Here is a 25,525-nt window from a genome sequence, read left to right as displayed (position 1 = left end):
TCAGGCTTGGCCTGCACGGTGGATCAACCACTGCACCAGCATCGGCACGGGGCGGCCGGTGGCCAGGCCCTTGCGGCCCTCGTCCCAGGCGGTGCCGGCGATGTCCAGGTGCGCCCAGCGACGGCCTTCGGTGAAGCGGGCGAGGAAACAGCCGGCGGTGATCGCGCCGCCGAACTTGCCACCGATGTTGGCGACGTCGGCGAAGCCGGATTCCAGCCCGCTTTGGTATTCGTCCCACAGCGGCAGGCGCCAGCCGCGGTCGAGGCTGGCTTCGCCCGCAGCGATGATCTCGGCGGCGAGGTCATCGTGCTTGCTCATCACGCCCGTGGCGTGCTTGCCCAGGGCGACTACGCAGGCGCCGGTAAGGGTAGCCGCGTCGATGATCACGGCCGGGTCGAAGCGGTCGCCCGTGTAAGTGAGGGCGTCGCACAGGATCAATCGGCCTTCGGCGTCCGTATTGAGCACCTCGATGGTGAGGCCTGAAAGACTCGTCAGCACGTCGCCCGGGCGATAGGCCGAGCCGTCGGGCATGTTTTCCACCGCCGGCACCACGCACACCAGGTTCACCGGAAGATCCAGTTCCACCGTGGCGACGAACGCGCCAAGCACGCCGGCGGCGCCGCACATGTCGAACTTCATCTCTTCCATGCCCGCGCCCGGCTTCAGGCTGATGCCGCCGGTGTCGAAGGTGATGCCCTTGCCGACTAAGGCATAGGGCTTCTCGCCCTCCGCCCCGCCGCGGTACTGCAGCACGATCAGCTTGGGTGCGTTGGCCGAGCCACGGGCGACCGCCAGCAGCGAGCCGAAGCCGAGCTTTTCCATTTCCTCGCGCTCGAGCACTTCGCATTCGACGTTCACCCGGCGATCGGCGAACTCGCGAGCCTGGTCGGCAAGATAGGCGGGGTTGCAGATATTCGGCGGCAGGTTGCCCAGTTCGCGCGCCAGGCGGGTGCCGGTGGCGATCGCGGCGGCCTCCACGAGGCCGCGTTCGCCCGCCGCCTCGGCCGTGATGGTCACGGCGCTGAGTTCGGGCGTTTTCTTCGCTTCCTTCGGCTTGAAGGTGGCGGTGTAGCGGTAGGCGGCGTGGTCGAAGGCCAGGGCGGCGGTGCGGGTGCGCCAGGCGATGTCGCGGCCGGGCACATCGATTTCGGCCAGGTGCACCACGGCGCTTTCCACCGGCAAGCGGCCCACTGCGCGGGCAGCCTCCAGGCAGACCTTCTGGTAGCGCTGGGCGTCGAAGCCCTTCTGCGCGCCCAGCCCAACCACCACCACGCGCTCGGCCGGGGCGTCGACCGGGGCAAACAGGATCACGGCGGTACCGGCCTTTCCGGTGATGTCCCCGGATTCCACCATGCGCTTGACGACGCCACCGCAGGCGACGTCCAGCCGGGCCGCGGCGCTGGTGAGCACACCGTGCTCAAATACGCCGACGACGGCGCAGGGCGTGGGGCCTGAGTCGGGAAGGCTGGAACCAAGGCTGAACTGAAGCGTCATCGAAAACTGTCCTGCGCGAACCCGCCGATGCCTCGACAGGATAGACTTTACGATTGCCGCCCCTACCGGGCACGGCGCTAACCGTACATTCTAACGCTTGAGCATCCTCGACCGCTATTTCCTCCGCGAGCTGGCCTATAGCATCGCCGCGACGGCCATCGTGCTGCTGGTGATCCTGGCTGGCGGCACCTTTGCGCGCGTGCTCGCCCAGGTGGCCAACGGTACCTTCCCCCCCGGCATCATGTTCCAGGTGCTGGGCCTGCGCATGGCCGACGCGCTGTCGGGCATGCTGCCCCTGGCCGCCTTCCTGGGCACCCTGGTGGCACTGGGACGGATGTACCGCGAAAGCGAAATGCACGTGCTTTCGTCCTCGGGCATGGGGGCGATGGGCCTGGTCCGGCCGATCGCGGCGCTGGCCCTCATCACCGCGCTCATCGTCGGCACGGTGGCGATCTGGCTTGGCCCGCTGGCCAGCCGCACCTCCGACCAGATGATCGCCGACGCCAACCGTTCGGTGATCGCCGCGGGCCTGGATGCCGGCCGCTTCACCGCGCTGCCGGGCAAGGGCGGGGTGATCTTCGTCGATACGCTCAGCCGCGACGGCAGCAAGCTTGGCCATACCTTCCTGGCCAAGGACGTGATCACCTCCAAGGGCGTGCACGTGGTACGCCTGGTCACCGCCAACAGCGGCCAGATGTACCAGGAAAGCGACGGCGACGGCCGGTTCATCGCCCTGCATACCGGCTGGCAGTACGAAATTCCCCTCGAAGGGGACAACTGGCGGCGCATGCGCTTCGAGCAGAACGATTCATCCCTTTCCGCGGTCCAGGGCGACGACGATGACGACGACCCCGTGCACTCGATGAGCTTCGGCGACTTGCGCAAGGCCACCACCACCGAGGCCCACGCCGAGATCGCCTGGCGCATCGCCGCGCCCGTCACCGCGTTGGTGCTGCTGATGCTGGCAACACCCCTGTCGCGGCAGTCACCCCGCGAGGCGCGCTACGGGCGCCTGATGATCGCGGTGCTCAGCTATTTCCTGTACCTGGCCCTGATGCAGATCATCCGCACCTGGATCATCAAGGGCACGCTGCATACCTCGGCACCGATGTGGACGATCCACGTGATCATCTTCGGCACGGCGGCATGGTTCTTCACCCGCCAGTACGCGCCGCGCAAGGTTCGCAATCTGGTCGCAGCCGCACCGGTGGCGGGCGCATGATCTCCCTTCGAATCAAGCGTGCCGACCGCCTGGTAGCCATCAGCGTGCTCGGCACGCTCGTCGTGGTCTGGCTGATCCTGGTCGGTTTCGACGCGCTGCTGCAGTTCGGCAAACAGCTGGGCAAGCTCGACAAGAACGGCTTCACCGCTACCCAGGCAGCGGCGTACATCCTGCTTACCGTGCCGCGCCGCCTATACGAATATTTCGGCAACGCCGCTCTCATCGGCGGCCTGCTGGGACTGGGCGGCCTGGCCTCCAGCGGCGAGCTCACCGCGCTTCGCGCGGCGGGGATGTCGAAGCTGCGCATCGCGGTGTCGGTGACGGGCGTGGTAGCCCTGCTCACCCTTGGCGTGGTGATCCTGGGCGAAACCCTGGCCCCGGTAGGCGACCAGCGTGCGCAGGCGATGATGGTTCGCTACAAGTCCTCGAACCTGGGCCTTACCACCGACAGCGGCCTGTGGGCGAAGGACGGCCTCAGCATCATCAATGCGAAGAACGCACGCCTGCTCACCGGCAATACGCTCGGCGCCGGCGTGCAGCTGGACGACGTGCGCGTGGTGCACCTGACCGACGATGGGCAGGTGTCGAGCTTCGATCACGCCCGCCTGGCCGAACACGACGGCGTGAAGTGGACGCTCAAAGACGTGCGCAGCACGACCCTCGATGCCACCGGCGTACACAGCAGTACGGTTCCGGTGAAACCGTGGGACACCAAACTCGATGCCCGCGTGCTGGAACAATCCGTGGTGCAGGTGGACAACCTCTCCATGCACGACCTGCGGCAGAACATGGCCTACATGGAAGCGAACGGCCAGAATCCCGGTTCATTCGCCGTGGCGTTCTGGGGCAGGGCGCTCTACCCCCTTACCGTGCTGGTGCTGGTGCTGTCGGCCATGCCCTTCGCCTTCGGCGCGCTGCGTTCGGGCGGCATGGGCAAGCGCATCTTTATCGGCATGCTCTTCGCCATCGGTTGGTACTTCTTCCAGAAGGCAGTGGTGAGCTTCGGCACCGTCTACGGCGTGCATCCGCTGGTGGCCAACCTGGCGCCCACGGTACTGCTGGCCGTCGGCGCCACCTTGTACTTCCGCAGGCACGGCTAGCGCATGCCGGGCGGCATGCCGTTGTGGTCGAGGAACAGGTAGCCGTTGCCGCGAGCGGTAAGTAGCGGCAAGGGCAGGCCGCTGCGGTCGTGCACCTTGCGGCGCAGTCGGAACACAAGCATCTCCAGGCGGCGGCGAGCGTTGGCAGGATCGCCATCGTCGAGCGCCCGCATGAGATCCTCGCGTGAGAGTGGCGAGCCGCCGGCATCGATCAGCGCGGCCAGCACGGTACGTTCGGTGGACGTCAGGGCAATGGCCTGATCGTCGGGCGTGAGAAGGCACCAGCCGGCGGTGTCCAGGCGCCAATGGCCTCCCTTGGCGGGCGGCGCGGATTCCGTGGTTGATGTCGATAGTGGCATGGCCGGTTCCGCGGCATCCATGCGCCGGGCCAGGCCGCGCACCGTGGCAATCACGGTATCGGCATCGGCGCTGTCGACAACCCAGGCATCGGCGCCCCAATCCACCACCTGGCTGGGCGAGAGCATGCCTTGGCGGGCGACGCCTGCCACGATCCCCACGGTCGATGCGTTGCGCAGATTACGCACCAGCGGCGCGCCGTCGTCGTCGATCACCGCGGCATCAACCAGCACGATGTCCATGCGCCGGCCCAACAGCAGGCGGTATAGCGCGCAGGAAGATCGCACCAGGTCGAGCGTGATGCCCGCCTCGGCCATGCGGGCGGAAAGTTCGCGCGGGAAAACGTTGCTACCCGGGAAGGCGTGCAACACCACGCGTGGCGTGGGCGAGCTGGTGTGACTGACTGGAATCATTGGCATCGTTCCCTCGATGATCGGTGATCGGCCTCCGTGCCGAGGGGTGTTTATAGCAGTACTGGCAGCCCTTCGGATATCGGGGAATGTCTCGTCGGGCATTGCCGACTAGCATGTATGCCTTCTGGCACTGTGTCGTAGGTCATGGTCCTCCCTAGGGTGGGAAGATCACCCAAGGGAGCCTAGGCCCATGCGTCCTCTCGTCCGTCCGTTCGTCCTTACCATCCTCGCCGCATGTTGCGGCGCGGCATTGGCCGCCACCCCCGAAGCCGCGCCGCTCGCCCGGCTGCCGGCGTGGGCGACGCCCGAGGCCTACACCCTGTCCTTCAAGGTCGATCCGAAGGAAACCAACTACAGCGGCAGCAGCACCATCAAGGTGAAGCTGTCGCAGGCGTCCGATCACTTGTGGCTGCATGGTCGCGATCTCACGGTAAGCAAGGTCGTGGTGACCGGTGCCGACGGCAAGGCGCATGAAGGCAAGTACGTGGCGGTGGCACCGAAGGAAGGCGTCTCCCGCATCGACTTCGGCAGCACCTTGAAGCCACAGGAAATCACCCTCGCCATCACCTTTACCGCGCCGCTCAACCAGCAGCTGCAGGGCCTGTACAAGGTGACGCACGAGGGCGTGCCCTATGCGATGACGCAGATGGAGCCGGTAAGCGCGCGCTTCGCCTTCCCGGGCTTCGACGAACCCTCGTTCAAGACGCCGTTCAACATCAGCCTTACGGTACCCGCCGACGACCAGGCCGTGGCCAACACCAGCGCGGTGAAGGAAGAGAAAGCCGGCGACGGCTGGAAGAAGGTGACCTTCGCCAAGACCGAACCGCTGCCGACGTACCTGGTCGCCTTCGGCGTCGGTCCCTGGGACATCGTCAAGGGCCCGGACATCGCGGCCACCAAGTACCGCGACCATGCCACCCCGCTGCGCGGCATCGCCGCCAAGGGCGAAGGCCATCGCATGCAGCATGTGCTGGGCGAAACGCAGTCGATCATCCATACGCTTGAGGACTACTACGGCTTCGGTTATCCGTTCGACAAGCTCGACCTCCTGGCCGCCCCGGACTTCTCCGCCGGTGCGATGGAGAACGCCGGCCTCGTGACCTTCCGTGACTGGCTGCTGCTGATCGATCCAGATTCCCCGGCGCAGTACGTGCGCGGCTCCTTCAACGTCAACGCCCACGAACTCGCCCACCAGTGGACGGGCGATACCGTCACCATGACCTGGTGGAACGACATCTGGTTGAACGAGGCCTTCGCCACCTGGATGCAGCAGAAGGTGACGCAGAAGGTGCATCCGGAATACCGCGCCGACCTTGACCGTATCCGCGGCGCGCAGGGTGCGATGAACAACGACGCGCTGGTGAGCGCGCGCAAGATTCGCCAGGAAATTACCGGCAACGGCGATATCGAAACCGCCTTCGACGGCATCACCTACCAGAAGGGCGCCGCGGTACTGGGCATGTTCGAAGGCTACGTGGGCGAGCCGATCTTCCAGAAGGGCATGCGCGCATATATCCAGGACCACAAGTTTGGCAATGCCAGCGCCGACGACCTGGTGGAATCGATCCGCAAGGCCGCCGACAAGGGCGAGGACTTCCGCAAGGCGTTCAAGAGCTTCCTTGACCAGTCCGGCGTGCCATACGTGCAGACCAAGGTGTCCACCGAAGGCGGCAAGACGGTGCTGCACCTGACGCAAAGCCGCTACCTGCCCACCGGCAGCACCGGCGATCGCAACCGCGTGTGGGGCGTGCCGGTGTGCGTGCGCTATGGCACCGCATCGGGCAGCAAGGTGAGTTGCGAGCTGCTGGATAAGGCATCGGGCACGATTACGCTCGATGGCGCATCCTCGCCCACCTGGGTGCTGGCCAACGCCAACGCCAGCGGCTACTACCGCTTCAGCATCGACAAGGCGGACCTCCCGCCGCTGGCGAAGGTGGCTTCTTCCTTGAGCGATGGCGAGCAGTTGGTGTACGCCGATGCACTGGATGCCGGCTTCAACCAGGGTGACCTCGACGCCCATGACGTGCTGGTGGGCCTGAAGCCGCTGACGACGAGCAAGACGCGTGAAGTGGCCGCCGTGCCGACGATGATGCTCGATCAGTTCTACTACCGCCTGGCCAAGACCGACGCACAGCGCGCGGCGGTGGTGAAGTATGCGAAGGACGCCTACCTCCCGCGCATGGAAGAGCTCGGTTACAAGCGCAAGACGGGTGAACCGGACAGCGACTCATTGCAGCGTGCAGCGCTGGCCGAGTTCCTCGGCGGCGACATGCGCATTGCCGAAGTCCGCAAGGCACTGCTGGCGCAGGGTGATGCGGCGCTGAAGCCGAAGGCCGATGGCCGCCTGGACCTGGGCGCGGCCGATCCGGATCTGCTTGGCGTGGCGCTGGGTGTGGCCACGCAGGAGCACGGCAAGCCCGCGGTGGACGCCCTGATTGCCGAGCTGCCCAAGAACAGCGACCCGCAGCAGCGCAATGCGATCCTGGCGGGCCTTGCCGAGACCAGCGACACCGCGCAGCTCAACCGCGTGCGTGATTACGCCCTCACCAAGGACGTCAAGGTCGGCGAGATGGCGGCGCTTCTGCGTGGCAATCGCGAAACCCGTCCGCAGCGCGACGCCCTGTGGAACTGGGCCACCACCAACTACGACAAGATCGTGGCCCGTACCGGCAGCTTCGGCGGCGGTGCATTGCCGCGCCTGATGGGCGGTGGCGGTTGCTCGGACGAAGAGGCCGCGCGCCTGCAGGATTTCTTCGCCACCCGTGCGAAGAACGTCTCCGGCGCCGAGCGCGGCCTGGCACAGACCACCGAAGGCGCCAAGCTGTGCGCGGCGGGCATCGCCAAGCAGGACCCGACTGCGCTCACGCGTTAACGGCGAAGGCGGAGCCGGAATAAGACTCCGGCCCCGACAACGAATCAAAGGGCGCTTCGGCGCCCTTTTTTTCTTCCCATGGGACGCCTCGGTACAATGCATCCATGAATCGACCTGCTCCCACCGTCCGCGACACCCTGTTGGCGGCTACCGAGCAACTGGGCGACCGGGTCGACGCCGAGTTGCTGCTGCTCCATGCGTTGGGCAAACCGCGCAGCTGGCTGTTCGCCCATGGCGATGATCCGATGCCCGCCGATGCCGGCGTGGTGTTCGATCATGCGGTAGCCAGGCGACTGGGGGGCGAGCCGGTCGCCTACATCACCGGTCGCCAGGGTTTCTGGTCACTGGACCTGGAAGTCACTCCCGATACCCTCATCCCCCGGCCCGAAACCGAGCTGCTGGTGGAAGCGGCGCTTGCTTGCGTGCCTGGCGATGCGCCCTGGCGGATCGTAGATCTCGGTACCGGAAGCGGGGCGATAGCCCTCGCGCTGGCCCGCGAACGGCCCCATGCGGATGTCGTGGCGGTGGATGCCAGTGCGGCAGCGCTCGACGTCGCCCGGCGCAATGCCCGAATCCATGACCTGGGCATGAGCTTCGTCCACGGTCACTGGCTTGATGCGGTGGCAGGGGAGCGCTTCGACCTTATCGTCTCCAATCCTCCGTATATCCAGGCGGGCGATCCGCACCTGGCGGCGTTGTCCCATGAGCCGTCCACGGCGCTGGTGGCCGGCGTCGACGGTCTGGACGACATCCGGCTCATTGTCAGCGGCAGTCCCGACGCACTGCTTCCCGGCGGCTGGTTGCTTCTCGAGCACGGCTGGGACCAGGGGCAAGCCGTGCGCGCCCTGTTTGGCGAGGAATGGCAACAGGTCGAGACGCTTTACGATCTGGAAGGCCGCGAGCGGGTTACCCGCGCGCGCTACGGCGATCGATAGTCCCAGTACAGGGAAACGCTGTCAGAGGAAGCCGTGACGTTCGTCGGTCACGTGATCCCTGTCACGAATGGCAAGCTTCCCCGCTTGATCGGCGCACGGCCGTCGCGTGATGGTCAACGTGTCCAGGCATCCGGCACAGGGTCGGGTGCGGACACGACCTCGATAAAAGGAATTTATCCATGCGTATCGTCCTGCCCATGGTCGCCTCGTGCGCCATGCTGTTCAGTGGACTTGCCTGCGCCGCGGGCTCCGTCGACAAAGAATCCTCCACTGTAGCCGCCGGTCTGCGGAATATCGCCTACTTCACCCAATGGGGAATCTATGGCCGCAACTATCACGTGCGGGATATCGATCGCAGCGGTTCGGCGGCGAAGCTCACGCACATCAACTACGCCTTCGCCAACGTGCGCAATGGTGTCTGTGAGGTCGGGCGCACCCAGCCCACCAACCCGACCACCGGTGAAGGCGGCGACGCCTGGGCCGACTACCAGAAAGGTTACAGCGTCGCCGATAGCGTCGCCGGGGTTGCGGACAGCTGGGACCAGCCACTGAAGGGCAACTGGAACCAGCTGCTGCAGCTGAAGAATAAATATCCCCAGCTGAAAGTGCTGGTATCGCTGGGCGGATGGACTTGGTCGCGTGGCTTCTCGGATGCGGCGCGGCCTGAGAACCGGCAGCGCTTCGTCGCCTCGTGCATCGATGCCTACATCCGCGGCAACCTGCCCCGCATGGGCGACGCGGGAGGGCCGGGCGCCGCGGCCGGGGTTTTCGACGGCATCGATGTCGACTGGGAATACCCTGCTGCGCCAGGCATCGACAACACCTCGCATTCGCCCGCCGACACCGAGAACTTCACCGCGCTGATGGCGGAGTTCCGGCGTCAACTCGATGCCGTGCGGCCCGGGTTGCTGCTCACCGCCGCCGTGGGCGCGGGTGTCGACAAAATCCGCGTCACCCGTCCTGGCGATTACAGCCGGTACCTGGACTTCATCAACGTCATGACTTACGACTTCCATGGCGGCTGGGAGAGCAACACCAACTTCCACTCAGCGCTGTACGCTACGCCCGCCGATCCCTCCACGGGAGATGTCCGCCGCTACAACACGCACGATGCCATCCAGGCCATGAAAGCCGCCGGCGTTCCGGCCGCCAAACTCAATCTGGGCATCGGCTTCTATGGCCGCGGCTGGACGGGCGTATCGCCGGTAGCCAATGGTCTTTACCAGGCGGGGCGCTCGGCACAAGGCACGTACGAAGCAGGTATCGAAGACTACAAGAAGCTGGCGGTACTCGGTTATCCGAGCTATCGCGACAGCACGGCCGGCGCGCACTGGATCTACGCCAATGGCCAATTCTGGAGCTACGACGACCCAGATAACATCGCACTGAAGATGCGCTACGTACGCGACCAGGGACTGGGCGGCGCGTTCTCGTGGGAACTCAGCGGCGACGACACCCGCGGCAGCCTGGTGCACGCGATGAGCCAGGGCTTGGGCTCGCGATAAAGTTCGATCAGGCTGGGGTCAGAGTGAATACTCTGACCCCGTTCCCCTCTGCGACTTAGCCGGTGCTGGCGACATCCGCGGGCATCAGATGGCCAAAACGCGTGCGGATGGCATGGCGGATGCCGGGCAGGTCCAGGCCCGCCATGCTCAGCACTTCCTCACGCGAGCCATGTTCCAGATAGGCATCGGGCAGGCCAAGGTGCAGGATCGGCAGCGTGATGCCATGCGCGGCCAACAGTTCCGCCACACCGGTACCCGCGCCACCGGCAATCGCGTTGTCTTCGAGGGTCACGAACGCCTCATGCGTGCGCGCCAGTTCCAGCACCAACGCTTCGTCCAGCGGCTTGACGAAGCGCATGTTGGCAAGCGTCGCGTCCACTTCGGCGGCGATCACCGCCGCCGGTGCCAGCATGGTGCCGAAGGACAGCATGGCCAGCCCATGGTGCCCGCGGCGGCGGATCTCGCCCTTGCCGATGGGAAGCACGTCCAACTGCGGTTCGATCTTCGCGCCCGGGCCGGTACCGCGCGGGTAGCGCACGGCGGCGGGGCCTTGGTAGTGGAAGCCGGTGGACAGCATCTGCCGGCATTCGTTTTCATCCGAAGGCGCCATGATCACCATGTTCGGCAGGCAGCGCAGGAACGAAAGATCGAAGCTGCCGGCATGCGTGGCGCCGTCCGGGCCGACCACGCCGGCGCGGTCGATGGCAAAAGTCACGTCCAGGTTCTGCAGCGCCACATCGTGGATGGCCTGGTCGTAGGCGCGCTGCAGGAAGGTGGAATAGATCGCCACCACGGGCTTGGCGCCCTCGCAGGCCATGCCGGCGGCCAGGGTGACCGCGTGCTGCTCGGCAATCGCCACGTCGAAGTAACGCTGCGGATACTCACGCGAGAAGCGCACCAGTCCCGAACCTTCGCGCATCGCAGGCGTAATGCCGAACAGGCGGTCGTCGGTGGCCGCCATGTCGCACAGCCAGTCGCTGAAGATGTCGGTGTAGGTGGGCTTGGCAGGGCCGGCCTTCTTGGCCAGGCCCGCGGTGGGATCGAACGGGCCCACCGCGTGATACTCGATCTGGGCCTCTTCGGCGGGGGCGTAGCCCTTGCCCTTGGTGGTGATTACATGCAGCAGCTGCGGGCCGGGCAGTTCCTTCACCGTGCGTAGCGCCGTGAGCAGCTGCGGGATGTTATGGCCGTCGATCGGGCCTGTGTAGTGAAAGCCCAATTCCTCGAACAGGGTCGAGGGCACGAACATGCCCTTGGCATGTTCCTCCCATCGGGAGAAGAACCGGCCGAAGAACGACTTTTTCGGGATCGCCCGCTTGGCGCGCTCGCGCCATACGTTGAGGGTGTGGCTAGCCATGGCGCGGGCCATCATCTTGGTCAGCGCGCCGACGTTCTCGCTGATCGACATGCCGTTGTCGTTGAACACCACCAGCATGTTCGGTTCCACGTCGCCGCCGTGGTTCAAGGCCTCGAAGGCCATGCCCGCGGTCATCGCGCCGTCGCCGATCACCGCCACCACCTTGCGATGATCGCCCCGGCGCTGCGTGGCGATGGCCATGCCCAGCGCAGCCGAGATCGACGTGGAGGAATGGCCGACACCGAACGTGTCGTATTCGCTTTCTTCGCGGCGGGGAAACGGCGCCAGTCCGTCTTTCTTCTTGATCGAGGTGATGCGCTCGCGCCGGCCGGTGAGGATCTTGTGCGGGTAGCACTGGTGGCCCACGTCCCACACCAGGCGGTCGCGCGGCGTATCGAACACATGGTGCAGGGCCACGGTGAGTTCCACCACGCCCAACCCGGCGCCGAAATGGCCGCCAGAAGAGGCCACGGCCTCGATCAAGTAGCCGCGCAATTCATCGGCTATCGCCGGGAGATCGTCGTCGGCGAAGGTCCGCAAGTCGGCAGGCACCTGGATCTTGGCCAGATGCGGGTAACGGGAAAGGTCGGTCATCGGCATATTGTTGGCCCAAGCCCGGGGCTGGGCAAGGGCAACCGTGTGAAATTACCGTGGCTTAAGCGGCCGGGCGGCGATCCCGTGGCAGGTGGCTGACCAGGAATTCCATCTGGTCGGCCAGGATATTGCGGTTGGACAGGATCAGGTGCTCGACCCAACTGGGCCGGTAGGGCACGGCCAACAGCGGCATGTCGGCCTGCTGCGGGGTGCGGCTGCCCTTGCGCAGGTTGCAGGCAAGACAGGCGGAAACCACGTTTTCCCAAATGTCCTGGCCCTTCTTGGAGACCGGGAGCACGTGGTCGCGGGTGAGTTCGTGGCGGCTGAAATGATCGCCGCAGTACAGGCAGATGTGGCGGTCGCGAGCGAACAGTGCCGTGTTGGTAAGCGCTGGCGCCGGATCGATGGCGTGGTCGCGGCAGTGGCCTGTACTGGCAACGATCGGATGGAGCTTCAGGATGCTCTGGTCGCCGCGGAGGCGGTTGATGCCGCCATGGACCGTGATGCAGGGGTCGCCCAGGGTCCAGGCTACCGCCTCGCGAACGTACAGGCAGGCAGCGTCCTGCCAGCTGATCCAGTCCAGGATCCGGCCAGCGGCGTCCAGCGCCAGCACCCGGGTGGTGTTGAGCGCGGTGACGCGGGCGGCTTCCAGGGCCATATTTTCCGCGGGGTATAACGGGGCCAAACCAAGCATGCGATGCGTTCCTTCACGAAAAGCGAAAGATCGTCCAGCTACGCGGCCCCCGGTGGCCGAAAGGCCGCTGGGCCTGAGCATAGCCCAGTTCCGTGACAGATCGCACGCGCGGCGGTATGGATCGTGCTTGCCGTTCGCCACCTGCACCGACCCCCAAGCCGCTGATATAGTGGGCGTTCGATTGCTGACCCGACGCCGGGTCTGATTGGGGAGGCCGGGGTGGCTGCCCCGGCACGGCGGGGGCATTGAGGGTAGAAAACGTGGCTGAAGTGCTTTTTTATGAACGTCCGGTTCCGCTGAACCGCACCGCGCACAAAGATCTGCGGATGCGTCCGCTGCCGAACGTGAGTTTCGCCGCCAAGGTGCATTCCGTTCCGCTCACCGGCGTCGAGTTCGCTCCCGCCGCGCGCGATTTCCCCATCCTGTTCGCAGGTTCCTCTCTGGAAGAAGCAGGCCCCATGGCCCTGCTCGGCTTGCGCCAGGAAGAAAACCTCTTCATCGGCGAAGAAGGCTTCTGGGAGAACGGCGTTTACATCCCGGCGTTCGTGCGCCGCTATCCGTTCGTCCTGGCCGAGAAGCCGGCCGGCGCCGAGGGTGACGATTTCACCGTGTTCCTCGACGAATCCTTCGACGGCTTCAACAACGAGGAAGGCGAGCGCCTGTTCAACGAGGACGGCACCGATGCACCGGCCCTCACCAATGCGGTGAACTTCCTCGGCGAGTTCCAGGATCACGTGCGCCGCACCCAGTGGTTCATGGGCAAGCTGCGCGAGCACAACCTGCTGGAGCCGCGCACCATCAACCTGTCGAACCCGGCGGGCAAGCAGATCAACCTCAACGGCCTGTTCGTGGTGAACGAAGAAAAACTTCGCGCGCTCGACGACAAGGTCGCCGGTGAACTGCTGCGCGAAGGCGCCTTCGGCTGGATCTACGCCCACCTGGTGTCGCTGTCCAATATCGACCGCATGGCCGAACGTTTGGGCAAGCGCGAGCAGACGGCAGTCGCCGCGGCCTGATCCTGGTTGCACGCATGAAGTGAAAAAAAACCGGCCTCGCGCCGGTTTTTTTCTGCCTACTTCACCGCCTTGGCCATCCGGCAAAGGTCCAGGTCGTAACCGGCCGCTTCGTACGTCTTGCGTGCCCGCTCATTGCCGGGGAATACCGCAATGGTGACGTACTGGCATTTGTGCTCGCGTGCCCAGGTATAGGCATGGTCCAGCAGCGCCTTGCCCACGCCCGTGCCTTCGGCTTCTTCGGAGACGGCAAGATCCGACACATGGCAATTGGTACGGTGGTTGAAGAAGTCCTGCGTCTTTTGCAGGTGGATGAAACCCACCGCTTCGCCGTCTTCGTCTTCGGCAACGAAGATGAAGCTGTTGGGGGGTTGTTCGTCCAGGTGGCGGACCAGGTCCGCGCGGATGCCTTCGATGCATTCGTTTCGCCGTCGCCCGTTGGGCAGCGGGAAATCCACGAAGCGGGGGATCAGGCCGAGGATGAAATCGTCATCGTCTTCGGCGAGGCGAATCAGGTACGTCGTTTCGCTCATGGCGTAGGGAGGGCGCTATGGAGACTAGGACCGAGCCTGTGTTTCTACACCCTAGGCGGTACCCGTGCAAAGTGCCCGGCGCCAGGCCGGGCACTTTGGATCGATCAGGCTATCGCCGGGAGCGTGGCCACGCCCGCCTCGATGGCCTGGCGGTGCAACTGCGCACGGGGCAGGATACGCGCGAAATAAAATGTTGCGACATCGCGCTTGGCCTGCTTGAAGGCCGCCGGCCGGGACGAGCCTTCCGCCGCAGCGACGCTGCGGGCCCAGGCCCACGCCAGGGCCACATAGCCTGAAAAATAGAGGTAGTCCACCGCGGCCGCGCCGATTTCCTCGGGATTTTCCGAAGCCCGGGCCACGAGCGACTGGGTCAGTTCGCCCCAGGCCTTGGCCGCCTGCGACAGTGGACCGACGAAGGTGGCAAGGCCCGCATCTTGAGCGTGCTGCTTGCAGAACGCGCCGACTTCCGCCAGGAAATGCTTCAGGCCCGCGCCCTTCAGCTGCAGGATCTTCCGGCCGATCAGGTCCAGCGCCTGGATCTGCGTGGTGCCTTCGTACAAGGTGGTGATGCGCGCGTCGCGGACGAACTGCTCCACGCCGTTCTCCACGATGTAACCGTGGCCGCCATAAATCTGCAACGCTTCCTTGGTCGATTCCACCGACCATTCGGTCAGCATGCCCTTGACGATGGGGATCAGGAACGAGAGCAATTCCCCGGCCTGGGTACGCGATGATTCATCCGCGGCGCGGGCCTCGATGTCGCTCTGCAATGCCCCGTACACGGCCAGCACGCGGCCGCCTTCGACGAAGGCCTGCTGGGTCAGCAACATGCGGCGGACGTCTGGATGGACCACCAATGGATCGGCGGGCTTGTCTGGATAGGCGGGGCCCGTGAGCGCGCGCATCTGCACGCGTTCGCGGGCGTAATTCAGGCTGTTCTGCAGGGCACGCTCGCTGATCGCCAGGCCCTGGATGCCTACGGCCAGGCGCGCGGCATTCATCATGGTGAACATGGCCTGCAGGCCCTTGTGCGCGGGGCCTATCAACCAGCCTTCGGCACCGTCGAAATTCATCACGCAGGTGGCCGAACCGCGGATGCCCATCTTGTGCTCGATGGCGCCGGCAGCGAGCGTGTTGCGCTCGCCCATGGCGCCGTCCTTGCCCACGCGGAATTTCGGCACGGCCAGCATCGAGATGCCGCGGCTGCCGGCGGGCGCGTCGGGCAGGCGCGCCAGCACCAGGTGCACGATGTTCTCGGCGAAGTCGTGCTCGCCGGCGCTGATGAAGATCTTGGTGCCGCTCACCCGATAGCTGCCGTCGCCGTTGGGTTCGGCGCGGGTTTTCAGCAGGCCCAGGTCCGAGCCTGCCTGCGGTTCGGTCAGGCACATGCTGCCCGTCCAGCGGCCCTCGACCAGGGGTTTGAGGAACACCTCCTGCTGCCATGCATCGCCGTGGTGTTCCAGTGCGTCCACCGCGCCCTGCGAAAGCAGCGGATAGATGCCCCAGGCCAGGTTCGCCGAGTCGATCATTTCCTTGGTGAGGGCGCCCACCGCATGCGGCAGGGCCTGGCCACCGTGGACCTCCGGGGCGGTGAGGCCAGCCCAGCCGCCGTCGACGTACTGGCGGTAGGCCTCCTTGAAGCCCTTGGGCGTGGTGACCGTCGCCGTGGCCTTGTCGTAATGGCAGCCTTCTTCATCGCCGCTGGCGTTGAGCGGCGCCAGCACCTGCTCGTTGAAGCGTGCAGCTTCGTCCAGCACGGCGTCGATCAGGTCGCGGGTATGCGACTGGCCGCCGCCCAGGCTGCCAAGGATGGCCTCGGCACCGAGCACGTCGTAAAGCGCGAAGCGCATGTCGTCGAGCGGGGCTTTGTAGATCGTCATGGGAGTCTCAGCGGTAGGTATTGGGAATGCCAGGGACCGGCGAAAGCCAGCCGCGGGCCTGGAAATCGAAGGGGCGTTGTTTCTTTTCCTGCTCGGGCTTGGCCATCATCAGCCCGTCCACCCGGTAGGCCACCGAGCCGCTGCTGCCCTTGTCGGCGATCGCCGCGATGGCGGCCGCCATGGGCGCTGTGGGCGTGATCTCAAGCTCCACGACATCGGCGGCGAAGGCGGGGACATCCAGCTCGATGGCCTTGCCCATCGGCATCGGCGGGAGGTCCGCCACGTGCAGGCTGGCATCGAGCGCGCTGAAGTCCATTTCGCCGTAGCTGTTGTTCTGCACGCGCACGGTGAGCTTCCACGGCTTGCCGGGCACGGCCTGCAGTTGCTGGATGGTCACGGTGGGCGGGAACACGCTTTTGCGCGGCGGTCCGCAGGCAACCAGTGCGGCGCTGAGGCAGGCGAGGGCAAGCAGGCGGACCAGGTGTGTCATCGAAGTCGACCCAGAAGTCAAACGATTGTTCGATAATAGCCCAGCGCGGATCGTTTGGTCAGTACGCCGCGATGCGCGAATACGGCCCGGTTCCCAAGCCAGGGCTGACAAGGCATCATTCGCGGTCTCCCATTGATCAGGCATCCCATGAGCCGTCGCTACGCCGCCAGGCGCTCACCCATCCACGGCAATGGCGTCTTCGCCGTCAAGCCGATCAAGGCGGGTGAGCATGTCATCGAATACAAGGGCGACCGCATGACGCACGCCCAGGCCGACAAGAAATACGGCGACGGCGGCGAAACGGGGCATACCTTCCTCTTCACGCTCAACGACAAATACATCGTCGACGGCGGCACCAACGGCAACGACGCGCGCTGGATCAACTACAGCTGCGATCCGAACTGCCAGGCGATGATCGAGGAAGCCGACGGCCGCGACCGCAAGCTGGACCGCGTGCTGATCGAAGCCATCCGCGATATTGCCCCGGGCGAGGAATTGACCTACGACTACGGCATCACCCTGGACGTGCCGCACACCGCCCGGCTGAAGAAGGTGTGGGTGTGCTACTGCGGCTCGCCCAAGTGCATCGGCACGATGCTCAAGCCGAAGAGCCGTTCGGCCAAGTAGACATCCCCGCGACATCGCCCGCACACCCGCTGCATGGCAGGTGGGCGAGGCAACCCATAGCAAGCCATGGAGCGGCGAAGTGATCGAAATAAAGGAAGGTTCGGGGAACGTGCACGCTGATATGGGATGCGCCGATGCAGAGGACATACTCGCCAAAGCGCGCATGACCACGACGCTTGATGCGGCCATCAAAAGACGAGGCTGGAGCAGCCAGAGAGCCGCCGCCGCTCTCGGAGTGCGCAAGGCCAAACTCAGGAAAGTACTCGATGGACGCTTCCACAAAGTCAGCGCGCGCGAGTTGGCTTCCTGGGTGACGGCCATGACAACTGATCAGCCGTCATGGCTGGGTATTGGCGTCGACAACCGTCGGCGGTGATCAGGATGCCTCCGCCTGCGGCGTCCACGCTTCCATCAATCGTTTCTGCACCGTCGGCGGCACCACGTCGTAATGGCTGAACTCCAGCACGTAGTGACCCTGGCCGCCGGTGACGGATTTCAGTTGCACCGCGTAGTCGTCCAGTTCCGCCAATGGTACGTGGGCATGAATGGCCATCTCGCCACGGGGCAGGGTGTCGGTGCCCAGGATGTGGGCGCGGCGGGAAGCAAGGCCGCCGGTGACATCGCCGACGTTCTGTTCCGGCAGCGATACATCCAGGGCGACCACGGGCTCCAGTACCTGTGGATGGGCCTTGCTCACGGCATCGAGGAAGGCTTTGCGGCCCGCGCTGACGAACGCCACTTCCTTTGAATCCACCGGATGGTGCTTCCCGTCGGTCACCACCACGCGCACGTCCTGGATCGGGTAGCCGGCGATGGCGCCATGCTTCAGTGCCTGCCGCACGCCTTTCTCGATGGCAGGAATAAACTGGCCGGGTATCACGCCACCCTTGGTGGCGTCTTCGAAGCGGAAGCCTTCGCCGCGGGCCAGCGGTTCCACATGCAGGGTGACCTCGCCGAATTGCCCCGCGCCGCCGGTCTGTTTCTTGTGCCGGTGGTGGCCGTCGGCCGCGCCGTTGATGGTTTCGCGATAAGCCACGCGCGGCGTATGCGACACCACCTCCACGCCGTAACGTGAATGCATGCGCTCGAGCATCAGGCGTAGGTGCAAGTCGGACAGGCCATGGATCACCGTTTCGTTGAGCTCGTTGTGGTTCTCGACCTGGAAGCAGGGATCTTCCTCGGCCAGCCGGGCCAACGCCTGGGCCATTTTCTGCTCCTGCCCCTTGTGCGCCGGTTCAATCGCCAGGCCGAACATCGGGTTGGGGAAGGGCGCCGGCGCCAGGTGCAGCTGATCGTCCTCGTGGGCGTCGTGCAGCACCGCGTCGAAATGGAGTTCCTCGACACGGGAAATCGCGGCGATGTCGCCAGGGAGCGCTTCATCGATCTCGATGTGTTCCTTGCCCTGCAGGCGGAACAGGTGCGCCACGCGGAACGGTTTGCGGGCGTCGTCGACGTAAAGCTGCATGTCACGGCGGATCGTGCCCTGGTATACGCGGAACACGCCCAGCTTGCCCACGAAGGGATCGTTGACCACCTTGAACACATCGGCGATCACGTGCCGGGAGGGATCGGGCACGGCCTCCACCGGCTCGCCACCAAGATGCTGGAACGGCGGCGGATTGCGTTCTGCGGGGCTGGGCATCAGCCGCACGATGAGGTCGAGCAGGGGCTCGATGCCTACATTGTCCCGCGCGGAGGTGAAGCAGATGGGCACCAGGTGGCCTTCGCGCAACGCGCGTTCGAAGGCGTCGTGCAATTCCCGTGGGGTAAGCGATTCCTCGCCTTCTTCCAGGTAGTGCTCCATGGTGGCCTCGTCGGTCTCCATGATCTGGTCCAGCATCTGCTGGTGTGCGTGCACGGGCGCTGAAAAATCGCTTTCGCCGCCCGTCTGGAAGAAACAGTCGGCGACCGTGCGGCCCTTGGCGCAGGGAAGGTTCACCGGCAGGCATTGGCTGCCGAATTCATTGCGCAGGGATTGCACCAGGGCGGGAAGGTCAACGTGCTCGGCGTCGATGCGGTTCACCACCAGGATGCAGGCCAGGCCACGCTCGCGCGCCCGCTCCATCACCCATCGGGTGCCGTGCTCGATGCCGTGGGCGGCATTGACCACGACCGCGATGGTTTCCACCGCGTCCATCGCCGCCAGGGCTGGTCCACGGAACTCTGCGTAGCCTGGAGTGTCAATCAGGGTGATGCGGTGGCCGTCGCGCTCGATCGAAGCGATGGCCGTGTCGATCGAGTGCCCTCGCGCTCGCTCGGCAGGGTCGAAATCGGAAACGGTATTGCCGCGTTCGATTTCGCCCCGGGTGGCCAGGGCGCCACCGGCATGCAGCAGGGCTTCGAGCAGGGTGGTCTTGCCCGCGCCGGCATGGCCGGCGAGGGCTAGGTTGCGGATGTGTTCCGTGGTGTACGACACGATGCGACCCTCCGAGGTTAACGGTACGGGCGGGCGGCATGGGGGCGGCGTCGATTCAGGCGTCGCGACCGTACGCCGCGAGCGGCATGACGATGGCGTGGTGTCCCCATAGCCTTCTCCCATCCGCAAGGCGCGTCAAGCGGCTTAGGCCGCATTTAGGGCCCGGCCGCTAAGCTTGGCGACTCATTCATCGAAAGTCGGCGCGGGAACGGAGATCATCGGCCAGTGCAGCAACAGGGACTCCCCGTACCCGATCAGGTAGAACACCACCGCCTCGTGCTCGAGCAGCGCCACGGCGCGGGCCTGGCCGTGATCGATGCACCCACCCGGGCCCTTCTGCACCAGATGCGCTGGCGCCAGGCACCCCGTGAGCGCCTTCCCGTGGTGCTGGGCGTCGCGCTGGTGGTGTTCCTGCACCTGGTGATCTTCATCGCCGCCCGCCTCGGCATGCAGCCGCATGCGCCCGAGGCGCTGCAAAATCCGCGTGATTCCGCCCTGCAGGTGCGCCTGATCGACCGGCCACCACCCCTGACGGCCGAGGTCGAGCCGCCGCCGCCGCCGGAAATTCCCGTGCCGAGGAACACGCCGCCGAGGACGGCCGCCGAACACCGCGCCCCGCCGCCGCCGCAGCCTGCCCCGCCGCGCGAAGCGCCTGCGCCAGGGGCCATGCAGGCCACGCTTGGACCACCCGCGCCCCGGCTTTTCGATAACGGCCAGGTGAAGCTGGCCCCGGCGCCGGCAAGTACCGCCCGCACGCCCGACTTCGTCGCCCAGCGCCCGCAAGGTGACGACAAGGTGATGAAGCACGACCAGCCGCTGAAATACACCGAAACACGTTTCGACGCCGACTGGACTCCGGTTCGCGAGAACATTCTGCAAGAGGGTCTTCGCAAGACGCTCGAAGCGGTGACCGTGAAGAAGACCTTCGACCTGGGTAACGGCGCACGCGTCAACTGCGGTTTCGCCATCATCTTCCTGAGCTGCGGCGGCGACCCACCCCCGCCCCCACCGAAGAAGGACGGCGACAAGCGCCTGAACATGCCGCCGGCCAACCCCCTGGTGCCGGGGATGAACCCGCCGCCGCCGATGGACATCAAGGAGTGCATCGAGGTCTATCGCAAGGGCCAGCCGTTGCCGCAGGCCTGTCCCACCGATACGCCGCTGCGTTCGATGGATGCGGAGAAAAAGCGTCTCCAAGGAAACGACACGCCAAGCTAGACTACCGGTCATGTCCACGCCCGCAGGACCCGGCAGCGCCGATCGACCACCGACCCCGCTGCTCGCTCCCCGCGACGCGACGCGAGTCGCCATGGTCTACCGTCGGCGACTGCGCGAGCCTGAGCGTCCCAGCGCCCGGCGCATCGCCGCCCTGGTCGGCACGCTGCTGGTGCACCTGCTGGTGATCGTCTTCATCATCCTGGGGCCCGCCTACGAACCGCTGGAGTTCCCGCCTCCACCCGAACCCACGGGCGATGCCATCCAGCTTCGCCTGATCGAACGCAATCCTCCGCCCAAGCCGCCGGCCAGGCCTACGCCCCGTGGTGAAGCAGCGCGCGCGGCCCCGCGCAAGGCGAAATCCGCGGCGGCAGGACAGGTTGCCGCCGCACGCAGCCGCCGCAGCGCGCCGATGCCGCCCATTGCCACGCCCGATGCGCCGAGTGTGGCGGTGACGCCCGATACCCATGTGCGTTCGCCGGTGCCGAACCACCAAACCACGCCGCAGGCCCCTCGCAAGCCGCCCACCGCGCCGCCGAAGCAGGAAGAGCTGCCGCCGGTGCCCCAGCCTGAGTTGCCGCCACCGGAATTTGCCGCCACACCGCCGACGCCGGTGGTGGTGCCACCGAAGTTCCAGCCGGAGCCTGTGAGGCCGCCGCGCGAAGAAGGCAATCAGCCACCGCCACCACCGCCGTCGATCGAGATGCCTCCGGTACCGGTGGCGCAGTCGCAGGTGCGCCCGGAACCGCCGACATTGGCGGCCTCCACGCAAGTGGACAAGCCCACGACCACGGTGGAACCGGCCAGCGTGCCGCGACCGGAAGTAACGCTGAGCGCGGCACCGCCCAGCGAGGCCCTGGCGCCGGTGCCCGATGTCGCCGAACGTCCGGCAGCGCCGACGATAACCGTTACCACGCCGCGGCCCACGGCAACCATCCAGGTGGCGCCCGCATCCATTCCGCAGCCTGCACCCGCCGAGGAACCAGACCTTGCCCCGGTGGATGTCTCGGCGGATACGCGCCCGTCAGTGCAGGCCCCGTCGACCCGCGTGAACGCGCAGGTTGCGTCCGTTACAGGCGTCGCCCGTCCGGAGATCGGGCGTATCGCCGCCGTGTCGGCAGCGGCTATCGAAGCCGGCGCCAGCGAAGCGAAGGGCGAAACAACCACGCCTGAGCCACCGGCCGGCACGGGCGATCGGTCAGCGGCGCGTGACACCACGCCCACGCCAGGCTCGCCCACCGGACAGGCCAACACGCCCATCCCGGAAGCCACCGCCGGCACCGGCAAGGCCGAATCGCCTTCCAACGCCAATGCCAACGGCAGCGCCGAAGGCAAGACGGGCCTGGGTGGTCAGGAGGCTGGCGCCCCCACCGGAAGCGTCCTGGGCAAGCCCGGCCCAGGTGGCGCCGAGGGCGCGCTTAATGGCAACCCCGCCGGCAACCCGGGCCAGTTCATCCAGCTCAAGCCACGCGGTGACACGCAGATCATGTCGCACGACACCAATCCGGTGAAGTACAGGGCCACGCGCTTCGCCAAGGATTGGACACCGGAGGGCGAAAGCTCGATCGACACCGCCTTGCGCCACGCGGTGGAGAAAACCACCTTGTCGCATACCTTCCATCTGCCGCGCGGCGTGCGCGTGGAGTGCAAGGTAATGCCGCTGCTGCCGATGGCGCTGTTCGGTTGTGGCAACCCGGATCCGCCGGCTGCCGCCCTGAGCGAGAAAGTCTACGAACGGATGAAGCTGGCGCCGTCCAATCCGCTGGTGGCGGACCTGGGTGCGCCTGTCTGGGCTAGCAGCGCGCCAGAGCCGCCCAAGCCGCTGGACAACAGCACGCTGTGCGCGACCGCGCGCGTGGCGGGTGGCCCGCCGCCGCCAGGTTGCACCTTCGATACGCCGAACAGGCCGACGTCACCCCCGCCGGGATCGTGGGTACCGGCCAGCGACCAGTTCCACTGACCCGAGCGGCACGCCTTCGTTACGACAGGCGTGCAACCTCACGCAGCAGCGGAAGACGGCGCACGCGCACCGCAGTGGCACGGAACACTGCGTTGGCCAACGCCGGCGCGGCAGTGGGCATGGCCAGCACGCTGGCACCCGCGGGCGCAGCGTTCGACGGCACGATGATCACTTCCACGTCGTTGGGCATCTGCGCGGCATTGGCGATGGGATAGTCGTGGAAATTCTTCTGCTGCACCTGGCCGTCACGGAAAGTGATCGACAGGTTCATCGCCGTGGACAGGGCGTCGAACGTCCCGCCCATCACCTGGGCTTCGAGCCCTAGTGGATTGACTGGCTGGCCCACGTCCACAGCGCAGACCGCACGTATGACGTCGATCTGGCCGTTGCCCTTGTTTACCACCTCGATGGCGTGGGCCACATAACCGCCGTTGACGTAATAACAGGCCAGGCCAAGCCCGGTTTCGCTGTGCAGCCAGCGTTGCCAGCCGATGCGGTCGGCCACCTGGCGCAAGACATTCACCAACCGTCCGGTGTCGACGGTGGGACCACCCGGTCCACGATAAGGTAGTTGCCGCGGCTCGCCCAACAGGCGCAGGCGTACGTCCAGCGGGTTGGCCTTCAACGCGTTGGCGATTTCGTCGATGAAGCTTTCGCTGGCAAACGCATGCGACAAATGCGGCGTGCCGCGCCACTCGCCGCGCGGTACCGGCGTATCGAGCGCATACCAGTTGCTGCGGAAGTTGCTGACCAGGCCCGCGGGCAGGGCGTCCTGCACGAGCTCGGACATCCACGGCCGCGCCGGCGCCGGAAGGTCGCGGTTGGGGCTGGCCATGTTCTGCACCCAGCCGGTGATGCCCTTGCGCTGGTCGATGGTGGCGCTCATACGGTGGATCGTCGGCGCACGCCATGCATCGTGGGCGAGGTCTTCGTCGCGGGTCCACATCACCTTGATCGTGCGGTTGCGCAGCGGCTCGGGTTTCTCGGCCATGGCGATGATCATCGCTTCGGCCAGGTGGTCGTGCAGCAGCCGGCGGCCGAAGGCGCCACCACCGCGCGGTACGTCGATGCGGATCTGCGAGGCGCGCAGGCCCGTCATGCGCTGCACGATGGTGTAGGCATCGCGCGGTGCCTGCGAGGCGGTGGTGACCACGGCACTGGTATCGGGATCCACGCGCACCGTGCAGGACAACGGTTCGGCTACGGCGTGGGCGATCCACGGCTGCACGTAGGTAGCATCGATACGGCGCGCGCCCTTCTTCTTCAGAAGGCCCACGGCGTCGCCATCGTCACGCAGCACGGTGACCAGCGCATCAGGGCTGTCGAACGACACCTGCGCCTGTTTTTCCAGGTCAGACAGGGTCGGGATGGGATGGGAGCCAGGCTTCCAGGAGAGCTTGAGTTTCTTCCGGCCCTCCAGCGCCGACCAGGTGTCCTCGGCCAGCACCGCCACGGCTGGTGCCAGCGCGGTCATGCCCAAACCCTGGCCGGCTTCCGGCTGGAGCTGGATCACTTGCAGCACGCCCTTGACCTTCAGCGTATCGCCGGTATCCACCGTATCGAGCGTGCCGCCCGGGTAGGGGCAGCGCGAAAGCACCGCGACCATGGTGTCGCCGTCTGCCGCGTCGATGGCGTAGATGAGTTTGCCGGTGACCACGGCGTGGGCGTCGACGTCGCCCACGGGCTGGCCAATCAGGTGGAAGCGGTCGGGCGTCTTCACCCTTGGCACGGTATCGGGTACGGGCAGTTGCGACGCGGCTTCGGCAAGCTGGCCATAGGTCACCCGGCGGCCATCGGGCGCGATCACGGTGCCGTTCTCGACGCGCAGTTGCCCTGCGGCCACGCCCAGGCGCTGCGCAGCAGCCTGCAGCAACATCGAACGGGCCAGTGCGCCGGCCTGGCGCATGTCGGTCCACGCGGTGGGGATGCTGTCGCCCTGGCCGCTGCGCTGGCGGCCATAGAGCCAGCGCGGCTCGCCATTGCCGTCTTCCACGCCCAGGCCCAGGGGCATCACCACCACGCGCGTCCAGTCGGCGTCGAGTTCCTCGGCAATCAACCGCGGCAACGACGTGGCGGTGCCTTCGCCGTTGTCTGGATCACGCGCGCCGATGAAGATGCGACCATCGGCGTCGACCCGAAGATACGGCCCCACCTGGCTCCAGGTATCGCCCAGCAGCACCAGCGGCACGGGAGGCGCATCGGCGCGGGCGCTACCTATACCCACCACCAATGCGCCGGCGGTACCGGCCATCACTTTCAAAAAACGTCGGCGCGAAAGCCACAGCGTGTCCGTCATCAGCCGGCGTCCCGCATGGCTTTGGCGGCGCGCTTGATCGCCTTGCGCACCCGCGGGTAGCTGCCGCACCGGCACAGCGTGCCGATGCGGTCGATGTCGGCGTCGGAAGGATCGGGTTTGCGGGCAAGCAGATCCGCCGCCGCCATCAGCTGGCCGGGCTGGCAGTAGCCGCACAGCACGGCGTCTTCATCGATCCATGCCTGTTGCAGGGGATGCAGGCTGCCATCGGGCTTGCTCAAGCCCTCGACGGTGGTCACGTGCTTGTTGGCAAGCTTGCCAACGGTGAGCCGGCAGGCCTGAGCGGCCTTGCCATCCACCAGTACGGTGCAGAAACCGCACTCGCCTTCGTCGCAGCCGTATTTCGCGCCGGTCAGCCGCAGTACGTCACGCAGGTACCACAGCAACGGCAAGGCCTCGTCGCCGGTATGGCGGAAGCGTTTGCCGTTGACCACCAGTTCCATGCCCTCGCGGACGGGCTCGGGCTTGATTTCACTGGTGGGTGGCGTTTGCAGGACTTGCGACTGCTGCATGAGTTCTCCCGGTTATTTCCCT

At 66.0% G+C, this 25,525-nt stretch carries 20 protein-coding genes; 10 read left to right on the top strand and 10 right to left on the bottom strand.

Features of this window, described 5'->3' with window-relative positions; genetic code table 11:
• Window positions 1-1,494 (bottom strand): leucyl aminopeptidase, encoded by a 1,494-nt coding sequence (locus NDK18_RS17250; RefSeq protein ID WP_250628492.1) that lies wholly within the window; start codon window positions 1,492-1,494, stop codon window positions 1-3.
• A gap of 97 nt (window positions 1,495-1,591) precedes the next feature.
• On the opposite strand from NDK18_RS17250, the gene lptF reads away from it, so the two are divergent.
• A complete protein-coding gene (gene lptF, locus NDK18_RS17245; RefSeq protein ID WP_250624115.1) occupies window positions 1,592-2,716 on the top strand; it encodes an LPS export ABC transporter permease LptF in 1,125 nt (374 codons plus the stop codon).
• On the top strand, window positions 2,713-3,816 hold the full coding sequence (gene lptG, locus NDK18_RS17240; protein WP_250624114.1) for an LPS export ABC transporter permease LptG: 1,104 nt from the start codon (window positions 2,713-2,715) through the stop codon (window positions 3,814-3,816). The genes lptF and lptG overlap by 4 nt, the downstream gene beginning before the upstream one ends.
• Here the strand turns inward: lptG and NDK18_RS17235 are convergent.
• Complete coding sequence (locus NDK18_RS17235) at window positions 3,813-4,586, bottom strand: winged helix-turn-helix domain-containing protein (protein ID WP_250628491.1); 774 nt, start codon at window positions 4,584-4,586, stop codon at window positions 3,813-3,815. The two genes, lptG and NDK18_RS17235, sit on opposite strands and share 4 nt — an antisense overlap.
• 190 nt (window positions 4,587-4,776) lie before the next feature.
• On the opposite strand from NDK18_RS17235, the gene NDK18_RS17230 reads away from it, so the two are divergent.
• From NDK18_RS17230 to NDK18_RS17220, 3 genes are all read left to right on the top strand, one after another.
• Window positions 4,777-7,458, top strand: a complete 2,682-nt coding sequence (locus NDK18_RS17230) for a M1 family metallopeptidase (protein ID WP_250628490.1) — start codon at window positions 4,777-4,779, stop codon at window positions 7,456-7,458.
• Window positions 7,459-7,562: 104 nt separating this feature from the next.
• Window positions 7,563-8,393, top strand: a complete 831-nt coding sequence (gene prmC / locus NDK18_RS17225) for a peptide chain release factor N(5)-glutamine methyltransferase (protein ID WP_250624111.1) — start codon at window positions 7,563-7,565, stop codon at window positions 8,391-8,393.
• Window positions 8,394-8,608: 215 nt separating this feature from the next.
• Window positions 8,609-9,898 carry a glycoside hydrolase family 18 protein gene (locus tag NDK18_RS17220; RefSeq protein WP_345777090.1) on the top strand — a complete coding sequence of 430 codons (1,290 nt, stop codon included), beginning with the start codon at window positions 8,609-8,611 and terminating at the stop codon, window positions 9,896-9,898.
• A gap of 55 nt (window positions 9,899-9,953) precedes the next feature.
• Here NDK18_RS17220 and dxs read toward each other — a convergent pair whose 3' ends face one another.
• Window positions 9,954-11,849, bottom strand: coding sequence for a 1-deoxy-D-xylulose-5-phosphate synthase (gene dxs, locus NDK18_RS17215; protein WP_250628489.1), 1,896 nt, complete (start codon window positions 11,847-11,849; stop codon window positions 9,954-9,956).
• Between the two features lie 61 nt (window positions 11,850-11,910).
• Window positions 11,911-12,507: an HNH endonuclease gene (locus NDK18_RS17210; RefSeq protein ID WP_250624451.1), complete on the bottom strand. Its 597-nt coding sequence runs from the start codon at window positions 12,505-12,507 to the stop codon at window positions 11,911-11,913.
• A 296-nt stretch (window positions 12,508-12,803) separates the two neighbouring features.
• Here NDK18_RS17210 and NDK18_RS17205 point away from each other — a divergent pair, with 296 nt between their 5' ends.
• Entirely contained in the window at window positions 12,804-13,559 is a 756-nt protein-coding gene (locus NDK18_RS17205) for a SapC family protein (RefSeq protein ID WP_250624109.1), read from the top strand.
• Between the two features lie 56 nt (window positions 13,560-13,615).
• Here NDK18_RS17205 and NDK18_RS17200 read toward each other — a convergent pair whose 3' ends face one another.
• From NDK18_RS17200 to NDK18_RS17190, 3 genes are all read right to left on the bottom strand, one after another.
• Complete coding sequence (locus tag NDK18_RS17200) at window positions 13,616-14,089, bottom strand: GNAT family N-acetyltransferase (protein WP_250624108.1); 474 nt, start codon at window positions 14,087-14,089, stop codon at window positions 13,616-13,618.
• A 104-nt stretch (window positions 14,090-14,193) separates the two neighbouring features.
• Window positions 14,194-15,969: an acyl-CoA dehydrogenase C-terminal domain-containing protein gene (locus NDK18_RS17195; protein WP_250628488.1), complete on the bottom strand. Its 1,776-nt coding sequence runs from the start codon at window positions 15,967-15,969 to the stop codon at window positions 14,194-14,196.
• Window positions 15,970-15,976: 7 nt separating this feature from the next.
• On the bottom strand, window positions 15,977-16,459 hold the full coding sequence (locus NDK18_RS17190) for a hypothetical protein (protein WP_250628487.1): 483 nt from the start codon (window positions 16,457-16,459) through the stop codon (window positions 15,977-15,979).
• Window positions 16,460-16,606: 147 nt separating this feature from the next.
• Here NDK18_RS17190 and NDK18_RS17185 point away from each other — a divergent pair, with 147 nt between their 5' ends.
• Together NDK18_RS17185 and NDK18_RS17180 are read left to right on the top strand one after the other, a co-directional pair.
• On the top strand, window positions 16,607-17,086 hold the full coding sequence (locus NDK18_RS17185) for an SET domain-containing protein (RefSeq protein WP_250628486.1): 480 nt from the start codon (window positions 16,607-16,609) through the stop codon (window positions 17,084-17,086).
• Window positions 17,087-17,165: 79 nt separating this feature from the next.
• The gene (locus NDK18_RS17180; protein WP_250624104.1) at window positions 17,166-17,462 is read left to right on the top strand and encodes an XRE family transcriptional regulator; all 297 of its coding nucleotides are present in this window, start codon (window positions 17,166-17,168) and stop codon (window positions 17,460-17,462) included.
• Here the strand turns inward: NDK18_RS17180 and fusA are convergent, their stop codons facing one another.
• A complete protein-coding gene (gene fusA, locus NDK18_RS17175) occupies window positions 17,463-19,502 on the bottom strand; it encodes an elongation factor G (RefSeq protein ID WP_250624103.1) in 2,040 nt (679 codons plus the stop codon). It lies immediately after the preceding gene.
• Between the two features lie 225 nt (window positions 19,503-19,727).
• On the opposite strand from fusA, the gene NDK18_RS17170 reads away from it, so the two are divergent.
• Together NDK18_RS17170 and NDK18_RS17165 are read left to right on the top strand one after the other, a co-directional pair.
• On the top strand, window positions 19,728-20,720 hold the full coding sequence (locus NDK18_RS17170; RefSeq protein WP_250628485.1) for a hypothetical protein: 993 nt from the start codon (window positions 19,728-19,730) through the stop codon (window positions 20,718-20,720).
• A 10-nt stretch (window positions 20,721-20,730) separates the two neighbouring features.
• Window positions 20,731-22,677, top strand: a complete 1,947-nt coding sequence (locus NDK18_RS17165; protein WP_250628484.1) for a hypothetical protein — start codon at window positions 20,731-20,733, stop codon at window positions 22,675-22,677.
• A 19-nt stretch (window positions 22,678-22,696) separates the two neighbouring features.
• Here NDK18_RS17165 and NDK18_RS17160 read toward each other — a convergent pair whose 3' ends face one another.
• Both NDK18_RS17160 and NDK18_RS17155 read right to left on the bottom strand, forming a co-directional pair.
• Window positions 22,697-24,973: a xanthine dehydrogenase family protein molybdopterin-binding subunit gene (locus NDK18_RS17160; RefSeq protein ID WP_250628483.1), complete on the bottom strand. Its 2,277-nt coding sequence runs from the start codon at window positions 24,971-24,973 to the stop codon at window positions 22,697-22,699.
• A complete protein-coding gene (locus NDK18_RS17155) occupies window positions 24,973-25,503 on the bottom strand; it encodes a (2Fe-2S)-binding protein (RefSeq protein WP_250624099.1) in 531 nt (176 codons plus the stop codon). The genes NDK18_RS17160 and NDK18_RS17155 overlap by 1 nt, the downstream gene beginning before the upstream one ends.
• Between the last annotated feature and the right edge of the window lie 22 nt (window positions 25,504-25,525).

It is taken from the genome of Pinirhizobacter soli (assembly GCF_015905305.1).
Taxonomy (GTDB): Bacteria; Pseudomonadota; Gammaproteobacteria; order Xanthomonadales; family Rhodanobacteraceae; genus Pinirhizobacter; species Pinirhizobacter soli.
Note: the sequence above shows the minus strand (reverse complement) of the source record. Positions and strands in the feature narration are given on the sequence as shown.